18 protein-coding genes and 1 pseudogene are annotated in these 26648 nt (G+C 41.2%); 11 read left to right on the top strand and 8 right to left on the bottom strand.

The window, feature by feature from the left end:
* Positions 1 to 73 precede the first annotated feature (73 nt).
* On the bottom strand, positions 74 to 1858 hold the full coding sequence (locus tag NLP_RS08580; RefSeq protein WP_104906028.1) for a serine/threonine protein kinase: 1785 nt from the start codon (positions 1856 to 1858) through the stop codon (positions 74 to 76).
* A gap of 242 nt (positions 1859 to 2100) precedes the next feature.
* Here NLP_RS08580 and NLP_RS08585 point away from each other — a divergent pair, with 242 nt between their 5' ends.
* The 8 genes and pseudogenes from NLP_RS08585 (at position 2101) to NLP_RS08620 (ending at position 9390) form a co-directional block, all read left to right on the top strand.
* The gene (locus tag NLP_RS08585) at positions 2101 to 2955 is read left to right on the top strand and encodes an FAD-binding domain-containing protein (protein WP_104906029.1); all 855 of its coding nucleotides are present in this window, start codon (positions 2101 to 2103) and stop codon (positions 2953 to 2955) included.
* Complete coding sequence (locus NLP_RS08590) at positions 2952 to 3380, top strand: hypothetical protein (protein ID WP_104906030.1); 429 nt, start codon at positions 2952 to 2954, stop codon at positions 3378 to 3380. Before NLP_RS08585 ends, NLP_RS08590 begins: the two co-directional genes overlap by 4 nt.
* 83 nt (positions 3381 to 3463) lie before the next feature.
* A pseudogene (locus NLP_RS08595) lies at positions 3464 to 3621 on the top strand (IS4-like element ISSysp3 family transposase); the annotation flags it as partial.
* A gap of 157 nt (positions 3622 to 3778) precedes the next feature.
* Positions 3779 to 4003 carry a hypothetical protein gene (locus NLP_RS08600; protein WP_234017253.1) on the top strand — a complete coding sequence of 75 codons (225 nt, stop codon included), beginning with the start codon at positions 3779 to 3781 and terminating at the stop codon, positions 4001 to 4003.
* A gap of 75 nt (positions 4004 to 4078) precedes the next feature.
* Positions 4079 to 6106 carry a pentapeptide repeat-containing protein gene (locus tag NLP_RS08605; RefSeq protein WP_104906032.1) on the top strand — a complete coding sequence of 676 codons (2028 nt, stop codon included), beginning with the start codon at positions 4079 to 4081 and terminating at the stop codon, positions 6104 to 6106.
* Positions 6107 to 6364: 258 nt separating this feature from the next.
* Positions 6365 to 7906 carry an FAD-dependent oxidoreductase gene (locus NLP_RS08610; protein WP_104906033.1) on the top strand — a complete coding sequence of 514 codons (1542 nt, stop codon included), beginning with the start codon at positions 6365 to 6367 and terminating at the stop codon, positions 7904 to 7906.
* Between the two features lie 29 nt (positions 7907 to 7935).
* Positions 7936 to 8640 (top strand): actin-binding WH2 domain-containing protein, encoded by a 705-nt coding sequence (locus NLP_RS08615; protein WP_104906034.1) that lies wholly within the window; start codon positions 7936 to 7938, stop codon positions 8638 to 8640.
* Positions 8641 to 8682: 42 nt separating this feature from the next.
* On the top strand, positions 8683 to 9390 hold the full coding sequence (locus NLP_RS08620) for an actin-binding WH2 domain-containing protein (protein WP_104906035.1): 708 nt from the start codon (positions 8683 to 8685) through the stop codon (positions 9388 to 9390).
* A gap of 463 nt (positions 9391 to 9853) precedes the next feature.
* Here NLP_RS08620 and NLP_RS08625 read toward each other — a convergent pair whose 3' ends face one another.
* Complete coding sequence (locus NLP_RS08625) at positions 9854 to 10276, bottom strand: lysozyme inhibitor LprI family protein (RefSeq protein ID WP_104906036.1); 423 nt, start codon at positions 10274 to 10276, stop codon at positions 9854 to 9856.
* Between the two features lie 985 nt (positions 10277 to 11261).
* Between NLP_RS08625 and crtR the strand changes: the two genes are divergently transcribed.
* Positions 11262 to 12323, top strand: a complete 1062-nt coding sequence (gene crtR / locus NLP_RS08630) for a beta-carotene hydroxylase (protein ID WP_104906037.1) — start codon at positions 11262 to 11264, stop codon at positions 12321 to 12323.
* A gap of 167 nt (positions 12324 to 12490) precedes the next feature.
* Here crtR and NLP_RS08635 read toward each other — a convergent pair whose 3' ends face one another.
* Complete coding sequence (locus NLP_RS08635; protein WP_104906038.1) at positions 12491 to 13417, bottom strand: phosphodiester glycosidase family protein; 927 nt, start codon at positions 13415 to 13417, stop codon at positions 12491 to 12493.
* A gap of 84 nt (positions 13418 to 13501) precedes the next feature.
* Positions 13502 to 14755, bottom strand: coding sequence for a DUF4912 domain-containing protein (locus NLP_RS08640; RefSeq protein WP_104906039.1), 1254 nt, complete (start codon positions 14753 to 14755; stop codon positions 13502 to 13504).
* 633 nt (positions 14756 to 15388) lie between these two features.
* Here NLP_RS08640 and NLP_RS08645 point away from each other — a divergent pair.
* Positions 15389 to 15589: a hypothetical protein gene (locus NLP_RS08645; RefSeq protein ID WP_104906040.1), complete on the top strand. Its 201-nt coding sequence runs from the start codon at positions 15389 to 15391 to the stop codon at positions 15587 to 15589.
* A 510-nt stretch (positions 15590 to 16099) separates the two neighbouring features.
* The gene (locus NLP_RS08650; RefSeq protein WP_104906041.1) at positions 16100 to 21478 is read left to right on the top strand and encodes a translocation/assembly module TamB domain-containing protein; all 5379 of its coding nucleotides are present in this window, start codon (positions 16100 to 16102) and stop codon (positions 21476 to 21478) included.
* Positions 21479 to 21690: 212 nt separating this feature from the next.
* On the opposite strand, the gene NLP_RS08655 is transcribed toward NLP_RS08650, so the two are convergent.
* The 4 genes from NLP_RS08655 to NLP_RS08670 form a co-directional block, all read right to left on the bottom strand.
* Positions 21691 to 22623: a polysaccharide deacetylase family protein gene (locus NLP_RS08655; RefSeq protein ID WP_104906042.1), complete on the bottom strand. Its 933-nt coding sequence runs from the start codon at positions 22621 to 22623 to the stop codon at positions 21691 to 21693.
* 855 nt (positions 22624 to 23478) lie between these two features.
* Positions 23479 to 23817, bottom strand: a complete 339-nt coding sequence (locus tag NLP_RS08660; RefSeq protein ID WP_104906043.1) for a hypothetical protein — start codon at positions 23815 to 23817, stop codon at positions 23479 to 23481.
* A 242-nt stretch (positions 23818 to 24059) separates the two neighbouring features.
* Entirely contained in the window at positions 24060 to 25418 is a 1359-nt protein-coding gene (locus NLP_RS08665; protein ID WP_104906044.1) for an aromatic ring-hydroxylating dioxygenase subunit alpha, read from the bottom strand.
* Positions 25419 to 25927: 509 nt separating this feature from the next.
* Positions 25928 to 26293: a Lin0512 family protein gene (locus tag NLP_RS08670; protein ID WP_199784784.1), complete on the bottom strand. Its 366-nt coding sequence runs from the start codon at positions 26291 to 26293 to the stop codon at positions 25928 to 25930.
* Positions 26294 to 26648: the final 355 nt, after the last annotated feature.

A 26648-nucleotide genomic window follows, 5' to 3' on the forward strand; every position in this document is an offset into this window, starting at 1 on the left:
TACGAATAGTATTAGTTTTGGTTGAACAATAGCAAAACCCAAACAATTAGAAGCAATTTTTACTTCCAAGCTACTACTTAACTGAGAAGGTACGAACACTTGCTTCAAATACTGGTAAGCGTCCTTCAAATTCATTGGAACTAGTAGAAAAAATTACACCCCTAATACTGCTTCTGTCTTTAATTAAATAGTATATTTGTTTAGCACCCCGAAGCGGTATTTCTGTGATTATTTTTCCTAATTCATAACCTTCAATAGATCCTGTCTTTACATTTATCACCCGAATATCAGAAGGAAACTTATTAAGTGTCTCTTGTAAATAAGTTTCTAAATTCATCTTGATAGGTATTTTTTCATAGGAGACAATTACACTAGTTGGGAAGCTTGATTCACCCTTGTACGAATCAAAAGCCAAGATAGAAAAGGCTGAAAGGTTTAGTTTCAGCATTTGAGCAGACCCTTCCCAGGTTGAACCAAGGCTTTTTATTTTTCTAATCATTGCATCTAGATTTTGACTGGGATCGCCACCTTCCCAACTTGGAGGCAACCACAATTCTGCACCACCACCTTCAAACTTATTCCAACCAGATGGAACACCTGAAGATATATTTTCCTCGGAAATAGAAGGTTGTTGACTCATTGAATCAGTACTTGCTTGCTCAGAATTATTTGCTGATTCCTCAGAATTACTTGCTTGTAGCTCAGTTGGTGTTGAAGTTACCACTGGCTGACTTGGATGAGACTGAAAAGGCTTATAGATTTCTCGACTACCGAATTTAATTAAAAATAGTATAGCGAAACCAATTACTCCACCTGTAATTTGGGCAGTCTTACTAGAAAATATATTAGTTTTAGTTTTTGAAGATTGAATTTGAGTAGCTGCTGACGTTTTAACTTGCCTACTTTGTCTAGGCTTTTCTATTTCTGTAGGTGGTAATTGTGATCCTGAAGAATAAAGAAAATATGACTGTACAGTTGAATTAATTTCTGATAGACACCTCAAAATCATTTGGGCATTTTGAGGACGCTTGCCAGGAAATGCTTCCATCAGATAATCAATCAAACCAGCTACCTGTTTAGATGTTTGTAAGGCACTGTCTCGCCACATTAACTTACCAGTTCGCGGGTCTTCAGAAAATTGATCTGGAGACTTGCCAGTAAGTAAATAAACAAATGTCCGACCAAGGGCGAAGAAGTCTGATTGTGGTACAGCTTTACCATTGGCTTGTTCTAGTGGTGTGTAGCCTGGTGAAATAATACCTGTTATATTTTGCCCTGCTGCTTTTTGATGATAGGTTGATGTAACTTCTCTTGCTGTACCAAAGTCTATCAAAGCCAGATGTCCATCTGCTTTAAGCATAATATTTGGTGGTTTGATATCTCGATGAAAAAAGTTCTGTTGATGTACTTCATGCAAAATATTTGTCAACTGGGTTAGCCATAAAAGTGCTAATTTTTCATCTATGGGGCGATTACCTCGTTGTTCCATATATTGGTGCAAATCTAACCCCTCGATTTTCTCCATTACCAAGCAATATAGTGGCGCTTGGCTATTTTTGGGAGAGAAGGCAAAGTACCCATCTCCTTTTGGAATTCCTGGATGATTCAGATGGCTTAAGACTTGTGCCTCTTGCTGAAACAGCGATACTGCCTTGGCATCATCCAGCATTAGAACTTTTAAGACTTTGAGAGTGTTACCGTGGTTGACTTCAAATGTCTTGGCAAAACCACCAGCGCCTAATTGGCGAGTCACTCGATACCGTCCTTCTAAGAGCAATTCTGAGCCACAAGCTTGACAAAATAGTATATTTTCAGAATTTTGAGGTCTTGGGCAGTGGGGATTGTTGCAGAGGTTCATGGTGTTTTTTGCAACACAGTTTGCCCTGATAGTCTAGCCTTACTGGGATATTTACGTCACCAGTAAAAATTAGGACAATGAACGATGCCTGTGGTTATTGCTAGGCTACGCACCCATTTATATTTGCTTACCATGAAAAAAGTTCTCTCATCAGGGTGAGAGCGATCGCTTATATTTATCCACCATAATAATGACTTAGCCTACAAATATTTTGTTTATTTATTCCACACTTCAACGTTCACATGACTAAAGATATGCAACGCCAATTTACCAACCGCGATGAGTTGGTAGCCTACCTGCGCGAACAATTCCCAGGTGCAGCAGAACGCGATGACCACATCAGCGAAACTCTAGGGGGACGCAAAGCAGCAGAAGAAGCGCTGCAAAAAATCGATCCCCTCCGCTATGCCCAAACACGTAATTTCTTCACAGGTGCAGTCACGCGACTTTCACCTTACATCCGCTATGGCGTTTTGAGTTTGCGAGAAATTCGAGATTACGTCCTTGACCAGGTACAACACCAAGATGATGCGACAAAACTAATTAACGAGTTAGGTTGGCGTGACTATTGGCAACGGCTGTATATGAAGTTGGGGGATGAAATCTGGAAAGACCAGGAAGATTACAAAACTGGTTACACTGTGAGCGAATATGCACCCGAATTGCCGCAAGATATTAGAGAAGGAACTACAGGCAGAGTTTGCATTGACAGTTTCAGTGGTGATTTGAGAGAAACTGGCTATTTACATAACCACGCACGAATGTGGCTAGCGGCTTATATTGTCCATTGGCGGCGTATTCGTTGGCAAGCAGGAGCTAAATGGTTTCTTGAACATCTTTTAGATGGAGATCCTGCTAGTAATAATATGTCATGGCAGTGGGTTACTAGCACTTTTAGTCAGAAACCGTATTTTTTCAACCGTGAAAACTTAGAACGCTACACCAAAAGTATTTATTGTCAGAAATGTCCCCTTTACGGTCATTGTGATTTTGAAGGCAGTTATGAAGAATTAGAACAGCGACTTTTTCCCAAAGGCGAATTTAGCAAACAAGCCAATAGCCAAAGTTGGCAACGTGGAAAGAAAAGTAAAAAATGAATAAACCAATTGTTTGGGTACATGGAGATTGCCTCAGTCCAAATAATCCCACATTGCAAAAATATCCCGATGCCCCAGCTATCTGGGTTTGGGATGAGGCTTTGATAGAGGAATGGCAATTGAGTCTTAAACGTCTGACTTTTATCTACGAATGTTTGCTAGAGTTACCTGTTGTTATTCGTCGTGGCAATGTAGCACAAGAAATTTTAGCTTTTGCTCAAGAACATGATGCCAATTTAGTTGTCACAGCCGATAGTCCCAGCCCCCGATTTGATGATATCTGTAATCAAATGGAGCGTTCTATAGCAGTGGAAGTGTTACAGGTAGAACCATTTTTTGACTATGACGGCTATATTGACTTAAAACGCTTTTCGCGCTACTGGAAAGTGGCTCAAAATTATGTTTATCAAAAGCCCTCACCCTAAATCCCTCTCCTAATTTGGGCTACGGTGTACACACATCTTGGTAATGAAGCGCAAACCCTGGATTTACGCCCTTAATCCCCCCGATGCATTGGGCTACTTGGATTATGCAAGGGCTTGGTGGCTGGTCTGGTTACAAGTCTCAAAAACCTCCCGTACTACTTTGAGTCGCGGACTTGAGCAGTTTGAATCCACCTTTTTTGGCTGGAAACTCGCTCTGGGCGAACTTGTGTGTACATCGTAGCTTTATAAGGGGAGGGTTAGGGTGGGGTAAAACTGACGCGAAAAACCAAGTGAGTAAGCTATTTCAGATTTGTGTATGCACCATAGCTGAAAAGGAGAGAGGTCAGAATATGAAGTCGCACATCGCGTTTTAATATAAAAGGGCAAGAAATGAGTCTTTGATGCTCGATATTGACCTTCTGAAGCTCGACGTTGACCTTCTAAGGCTCGATATTGACCTTCTAAACCTCGAAGTTGCGCCTTTAATCCTCGAAATTGCACCTTTTATCCTCGATATTGATCTTCTAAGGCTCGACGTTGACCTTCTAAGGCTCAACAATGACCTTCTAAACCTCGAAGTTGCGGCTTTTATCCTCGAAGTTGCACCTTTGAACCTCAACTAATAAATATATCTAACCATTCCTAAATGTACAGGGGTGAGCGTGTAGTAAAATTTGCTCACTTCTATAAAGTGCAACATGGCTGAAGACTACTCCGGTCAAAATCTCCGAGGACGCAACTTCAAAGGTAGACAAGACCTTGCGGGTGCAAACTTTAGCTATGCCGATATCCGAGGGGCAAACTTCACTAACGCTAACCTGATAGGGGCAAACTTCAGTCACGCCAAAGCAGGACTGCAACGGCGTTGGGCAATTGGTTTAGTTATTATCTCATTCTTATTGTCAGGACTGTCAGGATATTTATGGGCTGTCAATGGTTACTTGGTGTTGCAGATATTTAACTCATCCCGTGAGATCCAAATTGCAGCCTGGGTTACTCTAATCACATTGATTGTCTTTTTCGTCATCACGATTCGCCAAGGAATAATAGCTGGTTTAGGAGCCTTCGCCGTAGCCTTCGCCGTAGCCGTAGCCGGAGCCGGAGCCGGAGCCGGAGCCTTCGCCGTAGCCGGAGCCGGAGCCGGAGCCGGAGCCGGAGCCGGAGCCGGAGCCGGAGCCTTCGCCGGAGCCGGAGCCTTCGCCGTAGCCTTCGCCGTAGCCTTCGCCGTAGCCGTAGCCGGAGCCTTCGCCGTAGCCTTCGCCGGAGCCGGAGCCGGAGCCTTCGCCGTAGCCGTAGCCGTAGCCGTAGCCGTAGCCGGAGCCGGAACGTTATTTAGTATCTACATCAGCTGGCGAGCCATGAAAGGAGATCAAAAACACTCCTTAATTCGCAATATCGCGATCGCCTTTGCTGCTACAGGAGGTACAAGTTTTCGTGGCGCTAATTTAACCAATGCTGATTTCACCCAAGCCACACTCAAAAGTACAGATTTCCGAAACACTATTCTTATCTGTAGCCGTTGGCATCAAGCCAAAATGCTTGACCGTGTTCGTCCTGGTTCAACTTATCTTCAAAACTCACAAGTACGTCAACTGCTGGTTACAGGACAGGGACAAGATACAAAATTTGACCGTGAAAACCTGCGGGGTATCAACTTAAAAAAAGCTAACCTAGCAGATGCCAGTTTTATCGGCATCGATCTCAGTGAAGCCAACTTGCAAGATGCCGATTTGTCAAGAGCAAAGCTGAAGCAAACCCAACTAGACGGCACAGATTTAACAGGTGCAACCCTTACCGGCGCCTACATTGAAGATTGGGGCATTACAAATACAACTAAATTGCATGGGGTGAGGTGTGAATATGTCTTTATGCGTTTACCCACAAAAGAAGACCCTGACCCTCTCCGCAAACCTGATAATAAACAAGACGTATTCGAGGACGGGGATTTTGCCGACTTTATCAAGCCAATTTTTGATACCCTCGACCTTTACCATAATCAAGGCGTTGACCCCCGCGCTGTTGCCATAGCTTTCAAAAACCTTGCGGAAAACCATCCCGAAGCCGAGTTAGAAATCGTGGCAATGGAGAAACGCGGCGATGATAAAATCTTGCTCAGAGCCAAAACCGCACCCAGTAGCGATAAATCTCAACTGAGTGCCGAATATTTTGATGATTATAATCAACTCAAAACTTTATCGCAGAGTCAGCAATTATTGCTGGTAGAAAAAGATAATTACATTAGTCAGTTAGTAACTACGATACAAACTGCATTCCAGCAGCCTAAATTTAATACACAAGGAAATACCATCATGTCTGATATCAGTGGCATCAATATTCAAGGTAGCAGTAATGTTAGCGGTATCGCTGGCAATAATTCTATTGCTAATCTAGGAAACATTAGCGGTAACGTGAGTATTGCCCTCAATCAGTTACCTGATGCGCCAGATGCCGATAAACCAGGAATCAAAGAATTATTGTCGCAGTTGCAAGATGCAATCATCCAATCCACATATTTGCCAGAAGAAGACAAAGCCGAAGCGCTAGAACAGGTGAACACTTTGGCAGAAGCGGGTAAAAATCCTCAAGAATCCACTAAGCAAAAGACGGCGAAAACTGCAATCACCATGTTGAAGGGAATATTTACCGGCTTACCTGCTGTTGCTTCTCTAGTTGAAGCGACTAATAAATTATTGCCTGCGATTTCTAAACTATTCGGTTTAGGATAATTTAACGTGAGGTCTTTTGAATAAAAAATCCTTAAGAGGATATTTTAAAAGTTCTTTGGTCGGTAGCAAAACGTTTTAGATCCCCCTAAATCCCCCTTTTTAAGGGGGACTTTGATTTCGGTTCCCTCCTTTTTAAGGGGGGTTAGGGGGGATCTCTCTTGCGTCAGTCCTGTTCTAATTACGATTTATCTGACCATGATCATATCTACTTTCTTCATTCTCAGGTAGTTTTGGAATGTAGAGTTAAGTTTTTCCAAAATGTCTTTAACTGAAGAAATTCTTTCCCAATTACCCGGCGATGTTTTCGGAGGGTTGCGCCAAGGCGATCGCATCCTCACATCTGTGCGCGAAAACACCGCACCTATCCCAACGTTAGTTAAAGAAAGTCAACAGCCTTTAGGTGTTGTAGATTTCGATGTGCTTATCTGCGGTGGCACTTTAGGCATTTTAATTGGTTGCGCCTTAGCGGTAAAGGGACTGCGGGTAGCATTGATGGAACGGAGTATTTTGCGAGGGAGAGAACAAGAATGGAATATTTCTCGCAAAGAATTAGATGTGTTTGTGGAATTGAACTTGCTGACTGAGAAAGAATTAGCAAGTGCGATCGCCACTCAATATAACCCAGCACGAGTTAGTTTTGCTGGCGGTACAGAAGTTTGGGTCGAGGATGTTTTGAATATTGGCGTAGATCCAGTTTATCTACTAGCTACCTTGAAAACCCGATTTCTCGCCGTTGGGGGAAAGTTGTTAGAAAATACACCCTTTACCGAAGCAGTGGTTCATCCCGACGGGGTGATGGTAAATAAGCAATTCAAAACTCGCTTATTAATCGACGCGATGGGACATTTTTCACCCATAACCCAACAAGCACGCCAAGGCAAAAAACCAGACGCTTTATGCTTGGTTGTGGGAAGTTGCGCCCAAGGTTTTCCAGAAAATAACTCAGGCGACTTGTTATTATCATTCACATCTTTGCAGAATCAATGCCAGTACTTCTGGGAAGCCTTCCCAGCCAGGGATGGGAGAACCACTTACTTATTTACCTACATGGATGCACATCCCCAACGTTTGAGTTTAGAAGCTCTATTTGAGGAATATCTGCGTCTTTTACCAGAATATCAGGGAGTGGAATTGAGCAACCTGAAATTTCAACGGGCACTATTTGGTTTCTTTCCCACCTATCGCCAAAGTCCGCTAAAAACCCCTTGGAGTCGCATTCTACCAGCCGGAGACAGCAGTGGTAGTCAATCTCCCTTGAGTTTTGGTGGTTTTGGGGCAATGGTGCGTCACCTGAAGCGTTTAACTTATGGCATTTATGAAGCGCTAGAAACAGAACAATTATCTGCAAAAGCGTTAACACTGCTGCAACCTTATCAGCCAAGTTTGACTGTTACCTGGTTGTTTCAAAGGGCGATGAGTGTTGGTGTAAATCAGAAAATTGCCCCAGATCAAATTAACCAATTACTCTCAGCAGTATTTCAAGAAATGCAACAGTTGGGTACACCAGTGTTAAAACCATTTTTACAAGATATAGTGCAGTTTTCGGCACTAACGCAAACACTGTTAAAAACTGGTTTCTATCATCCTGCATTAGTTGCCAAGATAATTCCGCAAGTAGGTTTGGCAAGTTTGTTAGATTGGATGTTACATTACAGTAATTTAGGTGTATACACTGCCTTGCTTTTGCTAAGTCCAATGCTAGAAACATGGATTAACAATCAACCGAACGAACAACAATATTATTGGCATCGTTTGATTGATGCTTGGAAGTATGGTTCTGGCGGTGATTACTCAGATTAAACTTAGAATAATATCGGTGTGAGGATAACATGATTGAACGGAAATCTTCAGGAATCAAATACTTTGCAGTGCTGATTGGATTCCTGCGCGATCGCCAAGGATTTCTAGAGGAAGTTCGTCAAGGTACGAGATTACCAAATAAAATAATTTCTTTGCTAGTTTGCAGTTCCTTATTTATCGCTGCTTATGGCGGAATCATTGGTGCATACCATAGCTGGATGCAAGCTATATCTTCCGCCATTAAACTCCCAGCCCTTTATCTAATCACACTTTTGATTTGTATCCCGACGTTGTTCTTTGCCAACATTATTTTTGGTTCCAAGCGGACTTTTGCACAGCATTTAGCATTAGTTTTAACTGCGGTTTCAGTCACTAGCGTACTTTTATTTAGCTTTGCCCCAATCACACTGTTTTTCTTGATTACTACCAATAATTACCAATTTCTAATTTTGTTAAATGTCTTTATCTTTGCCATAACTGGATTTATTGGTGTTTCGTCTTTATATCAAGCCACGAGTTTAGTTTTAGAACAAGATAATGAAGGTAGCAAAACACGCCAGAAAATTTTACAATTTTGGCTATTTCTTTACGCTTTCGTAGGCAGTCAGTTAGGATGGACTCTCAGACCGTTTTTTGGCACACCTGGTTCTGCTTTTGAACTATTCCGTGAAAGAGAAGGTAATTTCTATTTAAGCGTCATTAAATCTATTAGCTATCTCTTTGGATTCCGTTAATTATTCATTAGTAATTCCAGAAAATATACAACCTATAAAATTATGCCGGAAAAGCAAAATCGCGGAATTAAACAATTTGCTGTTTTGGTTAATTTACTGCGCGATCGCCAATCATTCTTAGAAGAAATTCGTCAGGGAGTGCGATTACAAAATAAAATCAGTTCTTTGTTTGTATCTAGTTCTATATTTTTTGCCCTTTATGGAGCAATTATCGGTGCATCCCACAGTTGGGCACAGGCATTATCGGGTGCTATTAAGCTTCCGGTATTCTATTTAATCACACTGATTATTTGTTTCCCGACTTTGTTCTTTTTCAATGTTTTGTTTGGTTCTCGGAGCAGTATTTTACAGCATTTCGTTGTATTACTCACATCTGTATCAGTGATTAGCGTACTTTTATTTAGCTTGGCACCAGTTACGCTATTTTTTCTGATTACTACACCCGATTCTTATCAATTTTTTAAACTGCTGAATGTATTTATTTTTGGCATTACAGGCATATTTGGCGTGAAATTCCTTTATGAAGGAATGCAATTACTTTCTGAACAAGATGAAGTTGGCAAAAAAACCCGCACCACTATTTTAAGATCCTGGTTATTGCTTTATGCCTTTGTTGGTATGCAGTTAGGATGGTTTCTCAGACCGTTTTTTGGTGCCCCTGACTCTAAATTTGAATTATTTCGAGCAGTCAAAGGCAACTTTTATTTGGATATTGTAGCGGCGATTTCCGAAATTTTAGGTTTGCGCTAATCTCAGAATTCAGGAGTAAAACACACTTTATATCTCAATACAGTTCAGTTAAGGATTTTTTCCTTTTCTCTGTGTTCTCTGCGCCTCTGCGGTTCGTTAAAAAAATTGGCTTTGACAAAGAGTTTTAACCTTTGCACAAATGCAAAATTTGCCCACCCTATCGGTTCTTGCTACATACCCGCACCCCTTCTGGCAAAATTGGGAGAAGGGGAGCCAATTTTAAAGTCCCTCTCCCAAGCTTGGGAGAGGGATTTAGGGTGAGGGCTTTTGATTCATGCAAGAAATCTAATCAGGACTTACGCACAGGTAACGGAAAATCAAACCACAGAAAACGCAGAGAACACAGAGGAATAAGAGTTAGAGAGGTTTTTTGCGTAAGTTCCTACTAATCTCTAAAAGCTCCTTTTAGACTGCCTTTCAGCTTAATTTACATCAATAACATCTGTGCGCCCCTACTTCAGGCTTAAGGGTCAGTTTTGAGATATTCTTGTAATTGTTGGGTACGCAGTTTTGTAGTATTTTCCAAACAACCAGAATAAATGCTAGAGGCAATACTTCCGCCCTCATATTTGCTTCTCTCAAACTCACAATTATTATCTCGAAATTTTATCCATGCTAGCTGTGCAGCAATCAATTTCTGTTTTCTAGGGCTTTCTAATGTAGATATCAATTGTTGATAAACTTGATTTAGTTTTTTATCTGCATTCTGATAAGATAACTTCGTACATTCATTAATTGCTGCTTGAGTTTGAGGATTATTGCAGTTGAGCTTTTGAACTAAGCGCATCTCAGATAAATCAGGCGTTGTGTCTGCTATTGTCATGGCGGAGGTATTTAAACTGCTGAGAGTTAGTATACTGGACAAAACTAGTAATAATTGACGCATAGCAAAACCTTTATTGTTAAGTATAGAAATCTAATATTTTAGGTAGTGTCGAACTCACTATCAGATTAGGAACTGGTATGCTCCAAAAATACAGCAGATTTCAAGGAAAGTGAAGTATACAACGATTCGTCTGTTACCCAGATATAAAAAGTGTTTTACTCCTGAATTCTGAATTCTGCTGTAGGTGTTATGGTTCGCGCTAAGTACACAGTTTCGTAAATTCGTGACCAATTGAGGGTTTGAGTTTAAACGCAGAGGGACGCAGAGTATAGCGCAGAGGAGCGCAAAGTTTGTTTGAGTCCATTCGCTACGAACTTCAGGGTTAGCTGTACTAAGTTTTCTCTATTCTGGCTACCAGTACGCTCCCGTAATGGAGTTTTGGTTAAAAGAAGAAGACAGCAAGCAACTGCACGGAATTAAAAGGGGGCAAGCGATCGCAAGTATATATACTTATTGCATCGGTTAGGAAAAAGATGATTTCTTTATTTAAGCAAATAAAATATGCATTTTTGTTAAAAGTGTGATATCTATGTCTAAAAGATTTTTATTATACGTCAAATTCCGACAAAACTCTTGCGTCGATCGTTAAAATAACTGTATTCTTTATATTGTTGAAAATTATTTTTTACAAAAGCAATAACAAAGCACAATTTCAGCACATTGGAAAAAACATTGCCTGGGCAAATCGCTAAATGTCGATATCAAACCAAAATCTATGTATGCCGTTGTGGCTGGCATTATGAGTAACAGGACTAATTACCAAAATGAAAAATCAAATATTTTGTTTATGTGTGTAGTTTAGCAAGGAATTCAAAATTTTTTATATTCCCTATCTCTTACAGTCCATACCTAATTTGAATAGAGAAGAGTATTGGCTAAATTTTCAATCTTTTCATCTCTCTAATCGGGGCAAGAAATCTATTCTGTGCTGGCTGAGTTTGGGATTTCAAACCCATTTTATCAACGAATCAAGACCAGGAAAATTATGACCTCTTTAGATCCTAATTTTTTTGACATCCCGGACAAAAGCCTAATCATCATCGACCCAGCCGTTGATGACTATAAAAAGCTAAATGGCAACAACTTGGAAGTCATCTTTAAAGACGTAGTAGATACAGAAGTAATAACGGTAACTTCAGAAACACATAAACTACTGAAAGTTCCACCAAAGGAATTGTTAGCGCCTCCCGGTGATTTCAATCCTACACTACTACTGTTTTTTGCATCCGTGACAGTACTGGTGTCATCTCATTGTGGTTACTGGCTTTGGCAATGGCCAGACTGGCTGTGTTTTAGTTTTAACACTATTGCTTTGCATTGTGCTGGAACAGTAATTCATGATGCTTGTCACCAATCTGCCCACCGCAATCGAGTCATTAATGCCATGCTAGGGCATGGTAGCGCCTTGATGCTAGGGTTCGTTTTCCCAGTATTTACACGAGTACATTTGCAGCATCATGCTCATGTCAACCATCCCAAAGACGATCCAGATCATTTTGTTTCTACAGGTGGCCCACTGTGGCTGATTGCATTTCGATTCTTGTCTCACGAGGTATTTTTCTTTCGACGGCGACTGTGGCGCAAATATGAGCTATGGGAATGGTTAATTAGCCGCTTAATTGTTGTTGCCATTGTTTATATCTCAGTTCAATATCATTTTTTAATGTACGTTCTCAATTTTTGGGTTGTACCTTCTGGTATAGTGGGATTAATATTAGGCTTATTTTTTGATTATTTGCCCCATCGTCCCTTTGTTGAACGCGATCGCTGGAAAAATGCTCGTGTATACCCCAGCCCAATTCTTAACATCCTGATTTTAGGTCAGAACTACCATTTAATTCATCATTTATGGACTTGTATTCCCTGGTACAAATATCAGTCTACATATTATCTAATGAAGCCTTTGTTAGATGAAAAAGGCTGTTATCAAACTTCAGGATTACTACAAAAAAAAGACTTTTTAGAGTTTATTTACGATATTTTTGTAGGAATTCGCTTTTCTCATCAAAAAACTAAAATTTCCGATGAATCACAAAGTCGTAAATAAGCATTAACTCGTGAATTAGTCATTAGTTCTTGGTCATTTGTAAATAATCAATAATATTAAGTCTGGGTAATTATATCAGATCCGCTTAATGACTTATTAAACCCGAATCACCCCACCTCGCGAAAGCATCAGGGAGGGGTGCAGTAACTGTGGGAATATAACTATTTTTATTTTTTGTAAATTAAAAAAACTGAACCAATCGGCCCAAGGTTTTCTACATAAGTTTTCTGGTTGTAATACAATCCTGGAGACATACCTCCATCAAATAAAATCCCTTCTTGAATCTTACCTAAACAGTTATTGCTAGCAATACCTTCCAAGACATTATCAAACATATCTGGCATTAACTCTCGATTAAGTTGAGATAATTCAATATCTGAATTAGCTTTCAAGTCATTAACTAATAAAATTACATAGCCTTGATTAGTGATAGCTGCCAGAGAGCGATTAGTTGCATTTTTACAAGCAAATTCTCCCAAATCTTCACAAATATCTTTAAACTTACCCTGACGATAAAATCTGCCATTACCGCCCACTAAATTGTAATTGAGAATATCGTTTTCTCTTCTGCCAGCTTGAATAGTAGCCTGTCGCTGCTGGGGTGTACCTCCTGATATCCCAAAGGAAGAACGTTTATTTTTAAATGCTCCTGAATACTCTACGCCACGAGAAATATTTAAGCCTTGTGGTTTATCATCAGTATCTATATAGTCGGCATTAATTGCGGCAATAGGTAGCTGTCCGTTTAACTTGGCATTTTCATCAGCGATGAGTTCATGAAACTGTTTTGCTACATATTCTTTACGTAGTTTACCTCTACTATCTTTCGCGTAAAGTTTATGAGATAGACCAACATTAACTTTGAAATCTAAATCTGGTGATTTGGGATTAAAAATAATCACATTGTTAATACCTTTGGAATTTTTTTTACCTTGATTATTGGTTCTAAAAAAATCAATACTGAAGTTGGCATCTTTGCCAGGGCAACTTTTAGACGCTTTTGGGACTAAATTTGCTTCTATCTTTTGGCAACCTGATAATAAGCTTGCACTGATTATCAAGATAAATAACAAAAATATTTTTTTTGTAGACATAATAATATAAAAAAACCGCTACAGAATTACTATAGCGGGGAATAATTTAAAATTTCAGTCTGGAGTCAATCTCAGAGCCAAAACTTAAGAGAACCATTCTAAGACAGCTTCTTCTTTGGTGTTAGTATTCCGAGATGGTGTCTCACGATTAAATTTCATCTGAATTGACCGGGTTTGCTCACCATCAGCAGCTACAGCCAAAATTGGGTAGTCAATTAAACCATCCTGGAAGGACATCTGGAAGCGGAATGTTCCATCTGGGTTTAGCTGAATTTGACGGCCACCAATGGTTACGGTAGCATCGGGTTCAGTTGCACCGTAGACTATCAACTCAGCATCGGCAATTAACCAGAACTGGCGCGGACGCACTGGTACGGCAGAAGCCGAGAAGCCAACACCTGACATTCCTGCACCGGAAGCGGTTAAGCCAGACATAGTGGGAGTTGCCCACAGACCGACACCAGATGGGAAAATGTAGGAGCTAATGGCTTGTTCAGGACGCACTGCACCTTGTTGGGAGCCGAAGATAGAACCAGCAACCCTTTGTGCTTCGGCAGATTCCGCTAAACCAAAGATTTCGTCGTAGATAGGGTTGCCGTTGCCATTTACAACAGCATTGCCATTGGCGGTAGCTGCAACTTTCTTGGCAGGAGGAACTAGTTCGTACTGAGTTGTGCCACGTAAATCTTCTTCAAAATTTACAGTGATGAGGACATCCTCAATCCAGTCAGAAGGATAGACGGGAGGAATGTGTACTCTACTAGAACGAGCTAGTACTAACCAGCGACCATCAGCAGCACGATAGCCAATATCGATCGTATAATCGCGATCGCTAACTGGCACTGGTAGATACCATTCTCTAGCTAGTTCATCAGCAGGATATTCTTGAATGCTATGTGGGCTTTGATATTCGATATCGATGTCGGTGACATCATAAATCCGTAGTGCCAGTTGTTGTCCGCCTTGCCGACGCAGTTCCTCTTTGTGTTCATTGGGAATATCCCAGTAAGTGTAAGCCCATTGAGGATCGCGCGGTAAAAGTACAATCCGGCTTTCACCATAGCCAGAGGGCAAATCTGCCAGTCCTTCATCAACGTCAGCCAAAGATCCGCCAGTACGATCTTCCTGACCTAATTCAAACTTTGCAGCTTCCACGGTTTCTTGTGCCTCCAATGAACGAGATGGACTGAGTAAGTTTTTGCTACGCTGGACTTCTTGTATTGATGTCAACAGTTGTGATTTACGCATTCTGCTATAGCGAGAGATGCTATATTCGCTAGCAACTTTGCGTAGTTGGCGTAAGGTCATCTCCTCTAGTGGCGGGCGTTCTTTTGCCATTAATTTGGCCTCCAGTAGTTTAAGCGGTAAATGATTTCCCCTGGTTAAAGAATGCTATATAAAATCTCATCCATTCCAGATGAATTTCTTATTCCTGACTCCTGGTTTTGCCCAGTTTTTAAGTTTTTTAATCTGTTTTTAAATCGAGCCAATATCCTTTCAATTCCTTATAATGCCGAAATCAGCATTTCTTTGGGATCGGAGGATTTCTGTTTGTTAAGTCTATATTAACCACTAAGCATATCTAGGGATCAAGGGGTAAGAAGTAGGTTTTTGCCTGTTTCACGAATTTATCAGCCCTTCTGGGATCTAATTGTCATGATTTCATAACATTTGTCTTGATTTCAGTGTTGAGCAATGGCAATAATATCAAGCTTTCATGACATAGCTCTCTGGGTTAGCCAAAAACCACAATTCAGGAGCGGAGCGGGAGACAGAGAAGGCTTTAGGCTGCGCTATCCGCTCTTTCGTTCAAAATTCATTCTGAATTCTGGCGACTGACACCTTTATTCTGTTTCGTTGAGCGATCGCCTTTCTCACCTACCGTTATGTGAAATTAAGTCCCAAGATAGTGTGTAGCCCACCATAGAAGAACTTAAGCTTGGCATATAATTAGGGTTTAGGGAAATAGTTATGAATAAGGAAACAGTTCCTAGTCAAGCTGAAAAGTCTAATCCAGAAGGTGATCCATCACAATTAAGTCCAGAGGTACTGGACAAAATCAAACACCCTGCGAGAATAGACGATGTTATTCGAGAGCAATCACCACAAGAACGTAGAAGTAACCCAGCTTTAGTACCGGAAATGATTGACGACCCAGCTGATAATGATTGATTGGGTTTGCAAAGGAGAAATAGAAAAGCTCAGATTTCCGACTTTTTAGAGAAGTCGGGAATCTTGTTAGTAATTTGTTGCTATGGGGTAAATATATGCAACTTCACAAAGAAACGATATTAAGTAAATAAAATATATCTCAAAGATATCAATTTAAATGATTATAGAATTTCCTTAAAATAAACACTGTTCAAATTTAGGAAGTTATAAATAATTTTCCTAATACCAGCAAAGTTTCAAAATCTAAAAACCAACAAAAATAATATCTGATAATCAACAAATTATTAATCGAAATAGATTGAGGAATTACACAAAATCATAAAACAACATAGATGCACTGCAAATGCGTCTTCTTGGCGCAGCCTCTCCTAAAAAATAGAAGCAGCTTGCCACAAAGTTCTTGCGTAAGTCATGATATTGTGAAACCATATTTTGTAACTTGGTTATACAACTGCAACTAACCTGTCTCTCGCCTCACTCCAGAAAAAAGTACTGGTATTGGTAACAATCATGACGCGATCGCCAAATTCAGAAAACAATCAAAAACCATCTAATCGTCGTCTGTGGCTCCTGCTTTTAGGACGTACCAGTTTGGCTCTGGGTGGGGTTTTGCTAATTGGAATTATAGTTGGTGCTTGGTGGGCTAGAAACTATGTATACAAAGATTTAGCACCGTTAGTGCAGCAAAATCTTGAGCAATTACTGGGGCGTTCAGTAAAAGTTGGCAACGTTGAACGTTTTTCGCTTTCTAGTCTGAGATTTAGCTCTTTATCGATACCAGCAACTGCCAGCGATCAAGATCAGGTGGTCGCAAAAGCTTTAGAGGTGCAGTTCTCGCCGTTGCAACTCCTTCTTAGCCGAAAACTGGTATTAGATGTCACTTTAGTTCAACCCAATGTCTATGTTCAACAGGATAAAGATGGTCGTTGGGTGACAGCCCAAGTTAAGGCTGGGGAAGGAAAAGGTTTTATTCAAACTGAGTTGCAGTCACTTCAAATTCAAGATGGCAATATAGAGTTGATGCCATTCACTGCACCAACTAAACCGAAAGGCTCAGTAATATTAGATCAAGTTGGTGGTATTGCCCGATTTTCAGATGGAAATCAAAGGATCGGTTATGACTTCAATACTCAACTCATCAGGGGAGGCGCTGTTAAAATCGTTGGCGAAACCCAACTAAAAGCTCAACAAACTAACCTCCAACTTTCAGCACAAAATTTACAAGCATCTGAGATCGCTAGATTAATTCAATTACCGATCGCTCTGCAAGCTGGGTATTTAAATGCTGATTTAGGAGTTCAGATTCCACCCAAACTATCAGACATCGCAATTACGGGAACAGCTACAGCTAATCAAATCACCGCTAAAATTCAAAATATTCCTCAACCGATTTCTAATTTTAATGGGAAATTTCTATTTCAGGGTCAGACAGTTACTTTAGATAATCTGAGTACGAACTTTGGCAAAGTTCCCATTCTGGCTAATGGAACAATTAATACTCAAACAGGTTTTAATGTCTCTGCTCAGATCAAACCAGTTAGTGCGAAAAATATCTTAGATACCCTGAAAGTAAATTCGTCAGTCCCAGCTAGTGGCGAAATTCAAGCAAATGTTAAAATACTAGGCGCACTTCAGCAACCCGTCGTCAGTGGTACAGTAAATAATACAAAACCGATTCAAGTTGACCGCGTTCAATTTAAAACTGTCAATACTGATTTCCGCTTGAATGCATCTCAAACTGCGTCTCAACTTACTGTCTCCAATCTGAAAATAGTCCCCGCAGCTGGTGGTCAAATTACAGGCGGCGGTCAAGCTAATCTGGGAACCAAAGATGGGGTAATATTTAATGCTCAAGTTGATGGGATATCAGGAGATATACTAGCACGCAGCTATGGCGTTACTCTACCGATCGCAGTTGGCAATGTTTCAGCAAAAGCCCAAATTTCTGGCTCACTTCGCAAACAGCCCTTGAAACTTGATGTTTCTAATGTTCAGGTAACGCCACCAGTCGGGGGGAAAATCACAGCCAATGGTCAAATTCAACTCGCTCCCCAAGGTCAGGTAGGCGTAGATATTCAAGCTCAAGGTATCCCAGGAAATGCGATCGCTCAAGGTTACGGTATTTCCACTCCCATTAATGTTGGTAGTATATCTGCGAACGCTAAAATTTCTGGTTCTCTGGGAACACCGTTAAACGTTAATGTTTCTCGCTCTCAAGCAAATCCAGATGTGGGAGGGCAAGTCACAGCTAGCGGACGAGTTCAGCTTGCACCTCAAGGTAGGGTGGCGTTGATTGTGCAAGCAAAAAATATACCAGGAGATGCGATCGCTAAAGCCTACAATTCCTCACCCTCGATCACCATTGGGAATGTCTCGGCAAATGCCGATATTTCCGGCACTCTCAGCAATCTGCAAACAGTAGCACGGGTGCAAGCGCCTAGTGCCACCTATCCCACCACCGGACGAATTGTTGTTACCAAACAAGGAGAAAATATCGTCTTTCCCGATGCGGTTGTGAACGTGGCAGGTGGGACAATCAGGGCCAAAGGTGAAATTGCACAACAACGCTGGCAAGGATCTGTGAAGACTTCTCAAATTCAACTCAGCCGTTTCTCACCACAACTGCGAGGACGGCTGAATAGTAATATTCAGTTAGCAGGCACAACCCAATCTTTCCAGCTTGCAGATATTCGCGCCGCCGGAGAAATCAGCCTTCCCCAAGGAGTAGCGCAGCTGGCAAAACCGCTGACTGCACAATTTCAGTGGAATGGACAGCAGATTATAGTTGAAAACGCAAGTACCTCAGGATTGAGTGCTAATGGTGCGATCGCTATTCAGTCTCCCCCAACTGGCGCACCCCAAATTGCCGGATTTGATTTAAATGTACTGGCGCAGAATTTCAACTTACAAAATACTGGCTTTAAAGTTCCTGGTGACGTAGCAATAGCAGGGCGACTGGATTTTAATGGAAAAGTTACAGGTACTCCAGATGTACCGCAAGCTAATGGGAATATCCGGTTGCGGAATTTCAATGTGAGTAACTTGGCGTTTGACCCACTTCTAACCGGAAACGTGAATTTTCAAGGGGGACAAGGGGGAAGTCTGCGATTAGCTGGGAAACAAGATCGGATTGCCCTTAATTTAGGTGCAGATTATCGTCCAACTTCATTTTTAGTTAAACGCGATGAGGCTGTCACCACAGGTAGAACAGAGGGAGATAACTTGCTCATCAACGCCCAACAGTTTCCCATCGCTCTTGTTGGTGGCTTTTTACCTAACAATCAATTGAAACCACTGGCGGGGCAATTATCGGGTAATTTAGTTGTCAATCTGAATAATTATGCCATAGCGGGAGACGTGGCGATCGCAGGGCCTCGTGTTGCCAGAGTTGCAGCCGATGAATTTCGCGGCAGCATCAATTATGCCGATGGTACGGCTAGCTTGGCTAATGGTCAATTACGGATTGGCGATAGCAACATCGCCCTTAGTGGTAATGTGCAAACAGGGAATGACCCGCAATTTCAATTCCAAGCTAATTTTGCCCAAGCCAAAATCCAGAGACTTTTACAAGCGTTTAATATCTTCGATTTTCAAGACCTTGGTACTGGATTACAACCTCCAACCTTAGCTGGAGCAGAAGCGCTTCCAACTGAGTCTATCAGCTTGCCCGATGCAGATTTGAAAACACAGTTAGCATATTTCTCGAATATTACAGCAGCGATCGCCAAAAAACAGCAAGCTGAAACAAAACAAACACCATCTTTGCCCAGCCTTGCAGAATTAACAGGTGCTTTAAGCGGAGCAATTACAGCCAATGGCTCGTTAAAATCTGGGTTGAATGTTGGCTTTAATTTCCAAGGTGCTAACTGGCAATGGGGTAATTATTCCATCAATCAAGTCGTTGCTCAAGGCACTTTTGCCGATGGTATCGTCACCCTTTCGCCCTTGAGTGTGGGGATAAATCAAGGACTGGTGGCGTTTTCAGGACAGTTAGGAACTGAGCAACTATCTGGAAAATTGAATGTAGCCAGTCTGCCCTTATCACTTTTAGAACCTTTTATCGAAAAATACCCCGTAGATATCACTGGTAATGTAAATGCTGATGCCACTTTAGCAGGTAGTTTGCAAGACCCCAGAGTTCAAGGGAAAGTGGCGCTAGCGAATGCGACCCTTAATAAACAACCCGTACAAACAGGACAGGTGAACTTTGATTACAACAAAGCTCGCTTGAATTTTGATAGTACCTTACTAGTAACAGGAACGCAGCCAGTTGCCGTTACAGGTAGCGTACCAGCTCCTTTGCCTTTTGCCAAAGTGCAACCGGATAGCAATCAAATCAGCATCAACGCCAATGTGCAAAATGAAGGATTGGCACTCTTAAATCTGCTTACCAATAATCAAGTCGCTTGGGTAGACGGTCAAGGAAAAGTAGATTTAAATGTTCGAGGTACTTTAAACGAACCAGTTATCAACGGCAACGCCACACTTAATAATGCAACTTTTCGCGCTCAAGCCTTATCCGATCCTTTAACGAATGTCACAGGAACAGCACTATTTAATGGTAGAACGATAAGCGTTGAAAATATCCAAGGTAATTACAATCAAGGGCAAGTAACTGCATCAGGCATCTTGCCAATTTTTGATGCTCAACAAGCCGCAGCGAATCCCCTGACAGTATCAATAGCAGACAAACTCAATTTTAAGCTTGCAGGACTGTATGAAGGTGGTGTTGGTGGCGATGTCGTGATTCGCGGTACAGCCTTAAAACCTGTAATTGGTGGAGAGATTCAACTGAGTAATGGTCAGGTAATTATTGGCAAATCGCCTACTACTGCTAAAAAATCAGCAGCTACAGCAGATGCTAATACTAAGGTCATAAATCTAGATAGACAAGAGGTTAACCCTAATGTCACACCGACAGCAGAGAATAACGCTAACCCAGTAGTTACAGTGGATGGAAGCACTAGCGCCGCAACTCCACCCAATTTACCTGTAGAGTTTGCAGATTTAAAGTTGATTTTAGGCAAAGATATTCGGGTTACAACTCAGTCCCTACTCAGCTTTGTACCAGGAGGAGCGGCATTGAGTCAGCCCCTATTGAGGTTTGACGCTAAAGGTGACTTGACCATTAATGGTACATTAGCTAAACCGCTTCCTGAAGGAGTCATTCGTTTGACAGGAGGAGGACTGAGCTTATTTTCCACTCAGTTCACCTTGGCGCGGGGCTATGAACAAACTGCGCGGTTTATTCCTAGTCTTGGACTTGACCCGACTTTGGATGTCCGACTGACGGCAATTGTACCAGAAGCATCAGCAAGGAACACTCAAACTTTAGAATCACCATTGTCTTCTGAAGTCAGCGATGTTTCTGTAAACAACTTTGGGACTCTACGTAGTGTTACCGTTCAAGCTAGGGTGGACGGGCCAGCTAGTAAATTGGGTGAGAATCTAGAACTGACGAGCGAACCTAGCCGTAGTAAGGGAGAAATAGTTGCTTTGCTGGGTGGCTCAATTCTGGGTTCTTTCGGTCAAGCAGATGCAGGCCAAGGGCTGACTAATTTCGCTAGTTCTACCATTTTAGGTGGTTTACAAGGAACTATCACTGCGATCGGACAGGCTGTTGGTTTCAGTGAATTTCGGATATTTCCGACTCCATCTATTACTAATGAAGAATCAAAAACATCAAGAGCTTCAATTCTTAATTTATCAGCGGAAGGTGTGTTTGATATTAGTAAAAATTTCTCTGCCTCTTTATCACGCGCTCTTTCTAGCGATGAATCTTTCCGTTACAATGTCCTCTATCGAGTCAATGACGAAATTCTGATGCGAGGCTCAACTGATTTGGGGGATGAAAATCAACTCCAAGTTGAGTATGAAACCCGATTTTAGATTGGTGCATTGGCATTGTCAGTCGAAACAATCGCATTGTTATACCAATTTGAAACGACAAATAGATCATTTGTAGAGACGCGATGAATCGCGTCTTTACCGAAGGATGTATTGCAATCATTAATTGAATTGGTATTAGTCGAAACAATTGCATTGTTAGCCGACACATCGCATTGCTGGCCAATAAACTAACTAATTACCTGGACAGGATATCACTGATGATTAAGCTGTTGGTTTGGATGTTCTTGATTTGTTACCACAGATGATGCTGCTGTTTCCACACTTTTTTCTTGGGCTTGTATTTCTAGTAGTTGGGGAATTGTCACAAATCTATAGCCTTGGGCCTTTAAAGCTGCGATCATTTCTGGTAAAGCCTTGACAGATTTGGAACGGTTGCCCCCGCCATCGTGCATCAATACAATTGCACCGGGTTTTGCATATTTCAGCACATTTTTGACTAGTCCTGGAACTTGAGGCGAACGACGTTGAGCATCTCCCGATTCTTCTGACCACATCATGACAGCGTATTTCTCGTTTTTGGCATATTCGGCTAGTCCATTATTCAGAAAGCCCCCAGGAGGACGAAATAAAGTAGTTTTCTCTCCAGTAGTCTTGTAGATGATTTCTGCTGTACGATCGATTTCACTAGCCGCAGTAGCTAAGTCCATGTGGCGATACCAATGATGCCATGTGTGATTACCAATTACGTGACCATCAGCAGCCACTTGCTTGGCAACTTGGGGAAAATATTTCACCATTTGCCCGATCATGAAGAATGTGGCTTTTACATCATTTTTCTTCAAAATTTCTAAAATCTGTGCCGTATTTTTGGGGCCGGGGCCATCATCAAAAGTTAGGGCAATAACTTTCTCATCTGCTTTTAGTTTCCCTTGATAAACGATTGTTCCCTGAAATGCCTTTGGCACTTCATTCATCTGGTTTTTGACTGGACTTATATTCTGTGCATCTGCACTCATCAGTTTGTTATGACTCGCTTTAGCACTCTCGCTTTTTGGCTTGATAATTCCCAACAAATGCTCAAATCCGCTTGTGGTTAAAAGCAAGCTGATACCTAAACTACTAGCACCAGTAACCAATATAATAATTATTAGTTTTAGTAACAAAGATAATTTCCGGCTAGACACATTAAATCTCCTCAAATATTAGTTATTGGTTATTGGAGATTGGTTTCTCCCTGATGTTACCATCCCTTATCTCATCATGTCTGCTTAATTACTTATTAAACTGTAATTACCCAGACTTGATATTACTCCTAGTACAGAACGGCGTAAATAAGCAGACCATTGAAAAGCCCTAAATAGCTTATTCCATAATACTTTTTACTTTTTACTTTTTACTTTTGACTTCCGCCTTGCGGTACTAGCCTGTTGTAATTAATATATCTCTTGCTGAAAGAAAAAAGAAAACAATAAAATACCTTGAAACATTCCAGCTAAAGGATGTCTCAATTTAATCTGTACTAATTTGCTACGATTCTTAAACTGAATAAAATAATACTCAGTAGATTTAGCTGACCAGTAGAGACAGCAATGATAACAGTATAACCCAATACAGTTCAGTTAAGCATTTTTTCTCTTCTCTCTGTTTCGCGCCAGTTGCTTTAAGTCGGGGAACCGCAAGGGCGCACTGGCTTCTCTGCGCCTCTGCGGTTCGTTAAAAAAGTTGACTTTGATAAAGAGTTTTAGCCTTAACCCAAGCGTATTGCAGTATAACCGTAACCTGGAGAAATGCTAAGTAGTCGTTGACCAATAGAGTTAAGGACTTTGCAACTAGTAATGTCAATATTCGCTATTTGCTTGCGATCGCAGTTTTTGCTTATCCTTGTAGAGAGAGGCAGAAGGGAGAAGATAGGCGGAATGCTACTCTCTGTCTCCTGCTGTGAGCAGAGGGAGGAAGAGTTTAAAGTCCTTCACTAAAATCTTCGGTCTCGTATAGAAGTCTTATCTAAATTCCAACCTCTTACTCTCTTTCTGCCTTCTTCAATCTTCGTCAAGGGCTGGGAAAGCTTCTTCAAGCTGCCACAACCGATCTTTATTTTTAACGAACCAAATACGAGTTTCTGGAGTTAATTTACTCCAAATGTCTTCAACAGGGATGTGAGGAGATGCATACTGGTAGTGCTGACCAAGTGATTTGAGATTGTCCGCTACTTCACGGGGAATTCCAAATTGTTCCCAGTCAACTGTGATAGTTCTTCCCGAAACTCCGGCTGTAGGGTCGAAAACCAATTGTGCCGATCTGACTAAATCAGCAAAGTGTTTCGGTTTGAGTTTGGTGATCTCCTGAATTTGGAGTGATTCGTTATGTTCTTGAGACATGATCGCCGCAGTGGTAAAGATTATTGGTCTATTGAACTTACTGCCAGAGATTTTTATCCCAATATTTTTACTTTAGCGCAAAGCCATTAACTCGATTGTGACTTAACAAGACTTGAGGTTTGAGCAAATCGTTTAAGGTGAGCAAACTTACTACACATGTATCGGTACAATCTCTAAGCTAGTAATGAAAAATTTGTAGTAAGCACTTTAGTGCTTACTACAAAATGTTCCCAGTAGCTATTTTAATGACGAGTGTAAGAGTGCTGAAAGTGAGTTTTGAGTGTATGAGCCATAACAGACATGACAATTGCTGCTATGGAAACTGATATTGCTGCGATTCTGATTCTATAATCATCTGCAAGTATTGCTACAGCAGCTAGAGCGATCGCTACCCCTATACAACCTTGTTTGACCCTATTTGTCACCTGATAAGCTCGATTGCAAGAACTACAAATAAGTGTGTGTCGCGAAAATCTGTCTAGCAAAACCGGCTTTGAATTCAATTCGTCATTCTCAACATTTTTCCACGTGGAATAGCCGTGATAAAAAGGCAAAGACGATCCAAATTTATCTAGCCACTTGCGGTACTCAATCACTAATGTGTCAGATGTTTTCAACGGCAAATATAATTCTTTGAGACTTCTTCCCAAGCGCTCAATTTCTGCCTGTTGTCCTGCAATCAGAGGCAAATCCTGCTCTAATATTTTGTTCGTATTTAAGTGATCGAGCCAGCGCGGCCTCAGCTTGACTCCCCAAGTCATGAAATTACGATAACCTCTAGCTAAAAGACGGCATCGCCCTTTACCTAAAGGAATCGAATACAAAGCTAGTCCAAATGTCCAATCTTTTTTTTCAATATAAGCAGTGTTTAGCACAAGACTTGGAGCAACAAAATCAATATACTTCCAGGCTTCATTTGATTTGTTAGCTCCCCGCCACCTGCCTTTAACCCCCTGAACCGAATTCTCTAGCACTTCCATTTCTAGCGGTTGGGCATTTTTCCGATTACCACCCCCTCTAGTGCCACTATGGCTAATAGCAACATGAGCAGGATCGATGACGTTTTCTACTAGATATGTTTGGTCATAAGGCAGATCCAATATAAAGTCTGCACACACAAATCCTGACTTATCTAAATCTGGCAAAATTGGAATAATTTCATCAACAGCAGTTTCTTTTTCGCCAGCCCATACCCAAATCATACCTTGGCGTTCCACAACCTTAAAGGATGGCACACAAGCATTGACTGGAATTTTTGCATCTGTTGCTAATTGGGGAATGTGCAGACATTGACCATCGCTGCCAAACTGCCAACCGTGATATAAGCACTCAATTTTGCCGTCAATAATTTGTCCATCAGAAAGTTTAGCTGTACGGTGAGGACAACGATCTGCTAAACAGATAAATTGTCCATCTTTGTTTTTGAATAAAACCAAAGGTTCATCGTACAAGGAAAAGCCATGAGGGCGATTGGCAGGCAAGTCTTTTACAAAGGTGACGGGATACCAGCATTGCCTCCAGTCAAATTCTTGCTTATCCTCAAGTTTCTCAAAAGTAGAAGTTGGTGGTGTCGCCTGTAGTGTCTCTGTTTCTAATGACATAGTTTTCTCCAGGTTTCTATTATTTTATACTTTTGGATTAGAAAATTTTTAGTCCCAGAGATAGAACATTTCTAGAGTGAAACTTCAAAAATTAACCATGAGAAAGCATTCAAGCATTTTGAGTAAGTCAAAGCTCGTTTTGCTTGCGGAAAACACCCAAATGAGAAAGCAAACTGGGGTTTGAGTAAGTCAAAGCTCATTTTGCTTGCGGAAAACACCCAAATGAGAAAGCAAACTGGGGTTTGAGTAAGTCAAAGCTCATTTTGCTTGCGGAAAACACCCAAATGAGAAAGCAAACTGGGGTTTGAATAAGTCAAAGGTCATTTTGAGAAAGCATTTAAGTATTTTGAGAAAGTAAACAGGTATTTTTATAAAGAAATGAGGCTTTTTGATCAAGTAATCAGCAAATATACTTGACAATTAAAAATCGCCCCTACACAAATTAAGTCGGCGGGCGAATAACTTAATAACTTTTCTATAACTTGCTGTTTCTAGAGGAATTACCTCAGCTACTCATCTTCGATTAGAACTGTAACAGCAGCGATCGCAATCAACATTTCGTCATTTTTATCGTTGAGTTCAGGAATCGCCCGCCCTTGAACTACCATCCCTCCAGATTCTACGGTGAGAGTTTTGCGCCCAAATGGTAGTACAGCGAGTACCTCTTCTTCCCTAACTTGTTCTGGATAGGGCACTGCTACTTGAACCTCTATAATCATTTGATTGGGGTGACTTAAACCTGCAACTTCCCAAACACCAGGTAAGGCATTGTGAGCGATCGCATTCCGTACTGCCCTAGATGCTGCTACTGTCGGTTCTTGTCCATGCTGATCTATTCCCATCCCCATCTCGATAATCAAGCGTTTACGCGCCATTACTACCTCCAATAAATCCTGCACCTTTCACTTTATCTTTTGATTGCAAGCAAAGGGGACTAAACCTGACTTTTCACGGTATGTGGAAAAGTCAGAAGCTGTGGGGTGTAGTGAGACTTTCTCCAGTTCCATACACCCTACCCCCTGCTCCCCTCACCCAGCAATTCTAGATTGGCAAACTACTAATGGTCTGTCCCAAAAGTTTTGATAGGTAAATCAGTTTTAAATTTCTCTTCTTTACCTCTTAACTTCGCGCTCTTTGCGTCTTTGCGGTTCGTTCTCTTAATTCTCAGAATTAATGGGACAGACCACTAATACAGCACGGCGTAAATAAACATACCATCCAAAATGTCTG

It is taken from the genome of Nostoc sp. 'Lobaria pulmonaria (5183) cyanobiont' (genome assembly GCF_002949795.1).
Lineage (GTDB): Bacteria > Cyanobacteriota > Cyanobacteriia > Cyanobacteriales > Nostocaceae > Nostoc.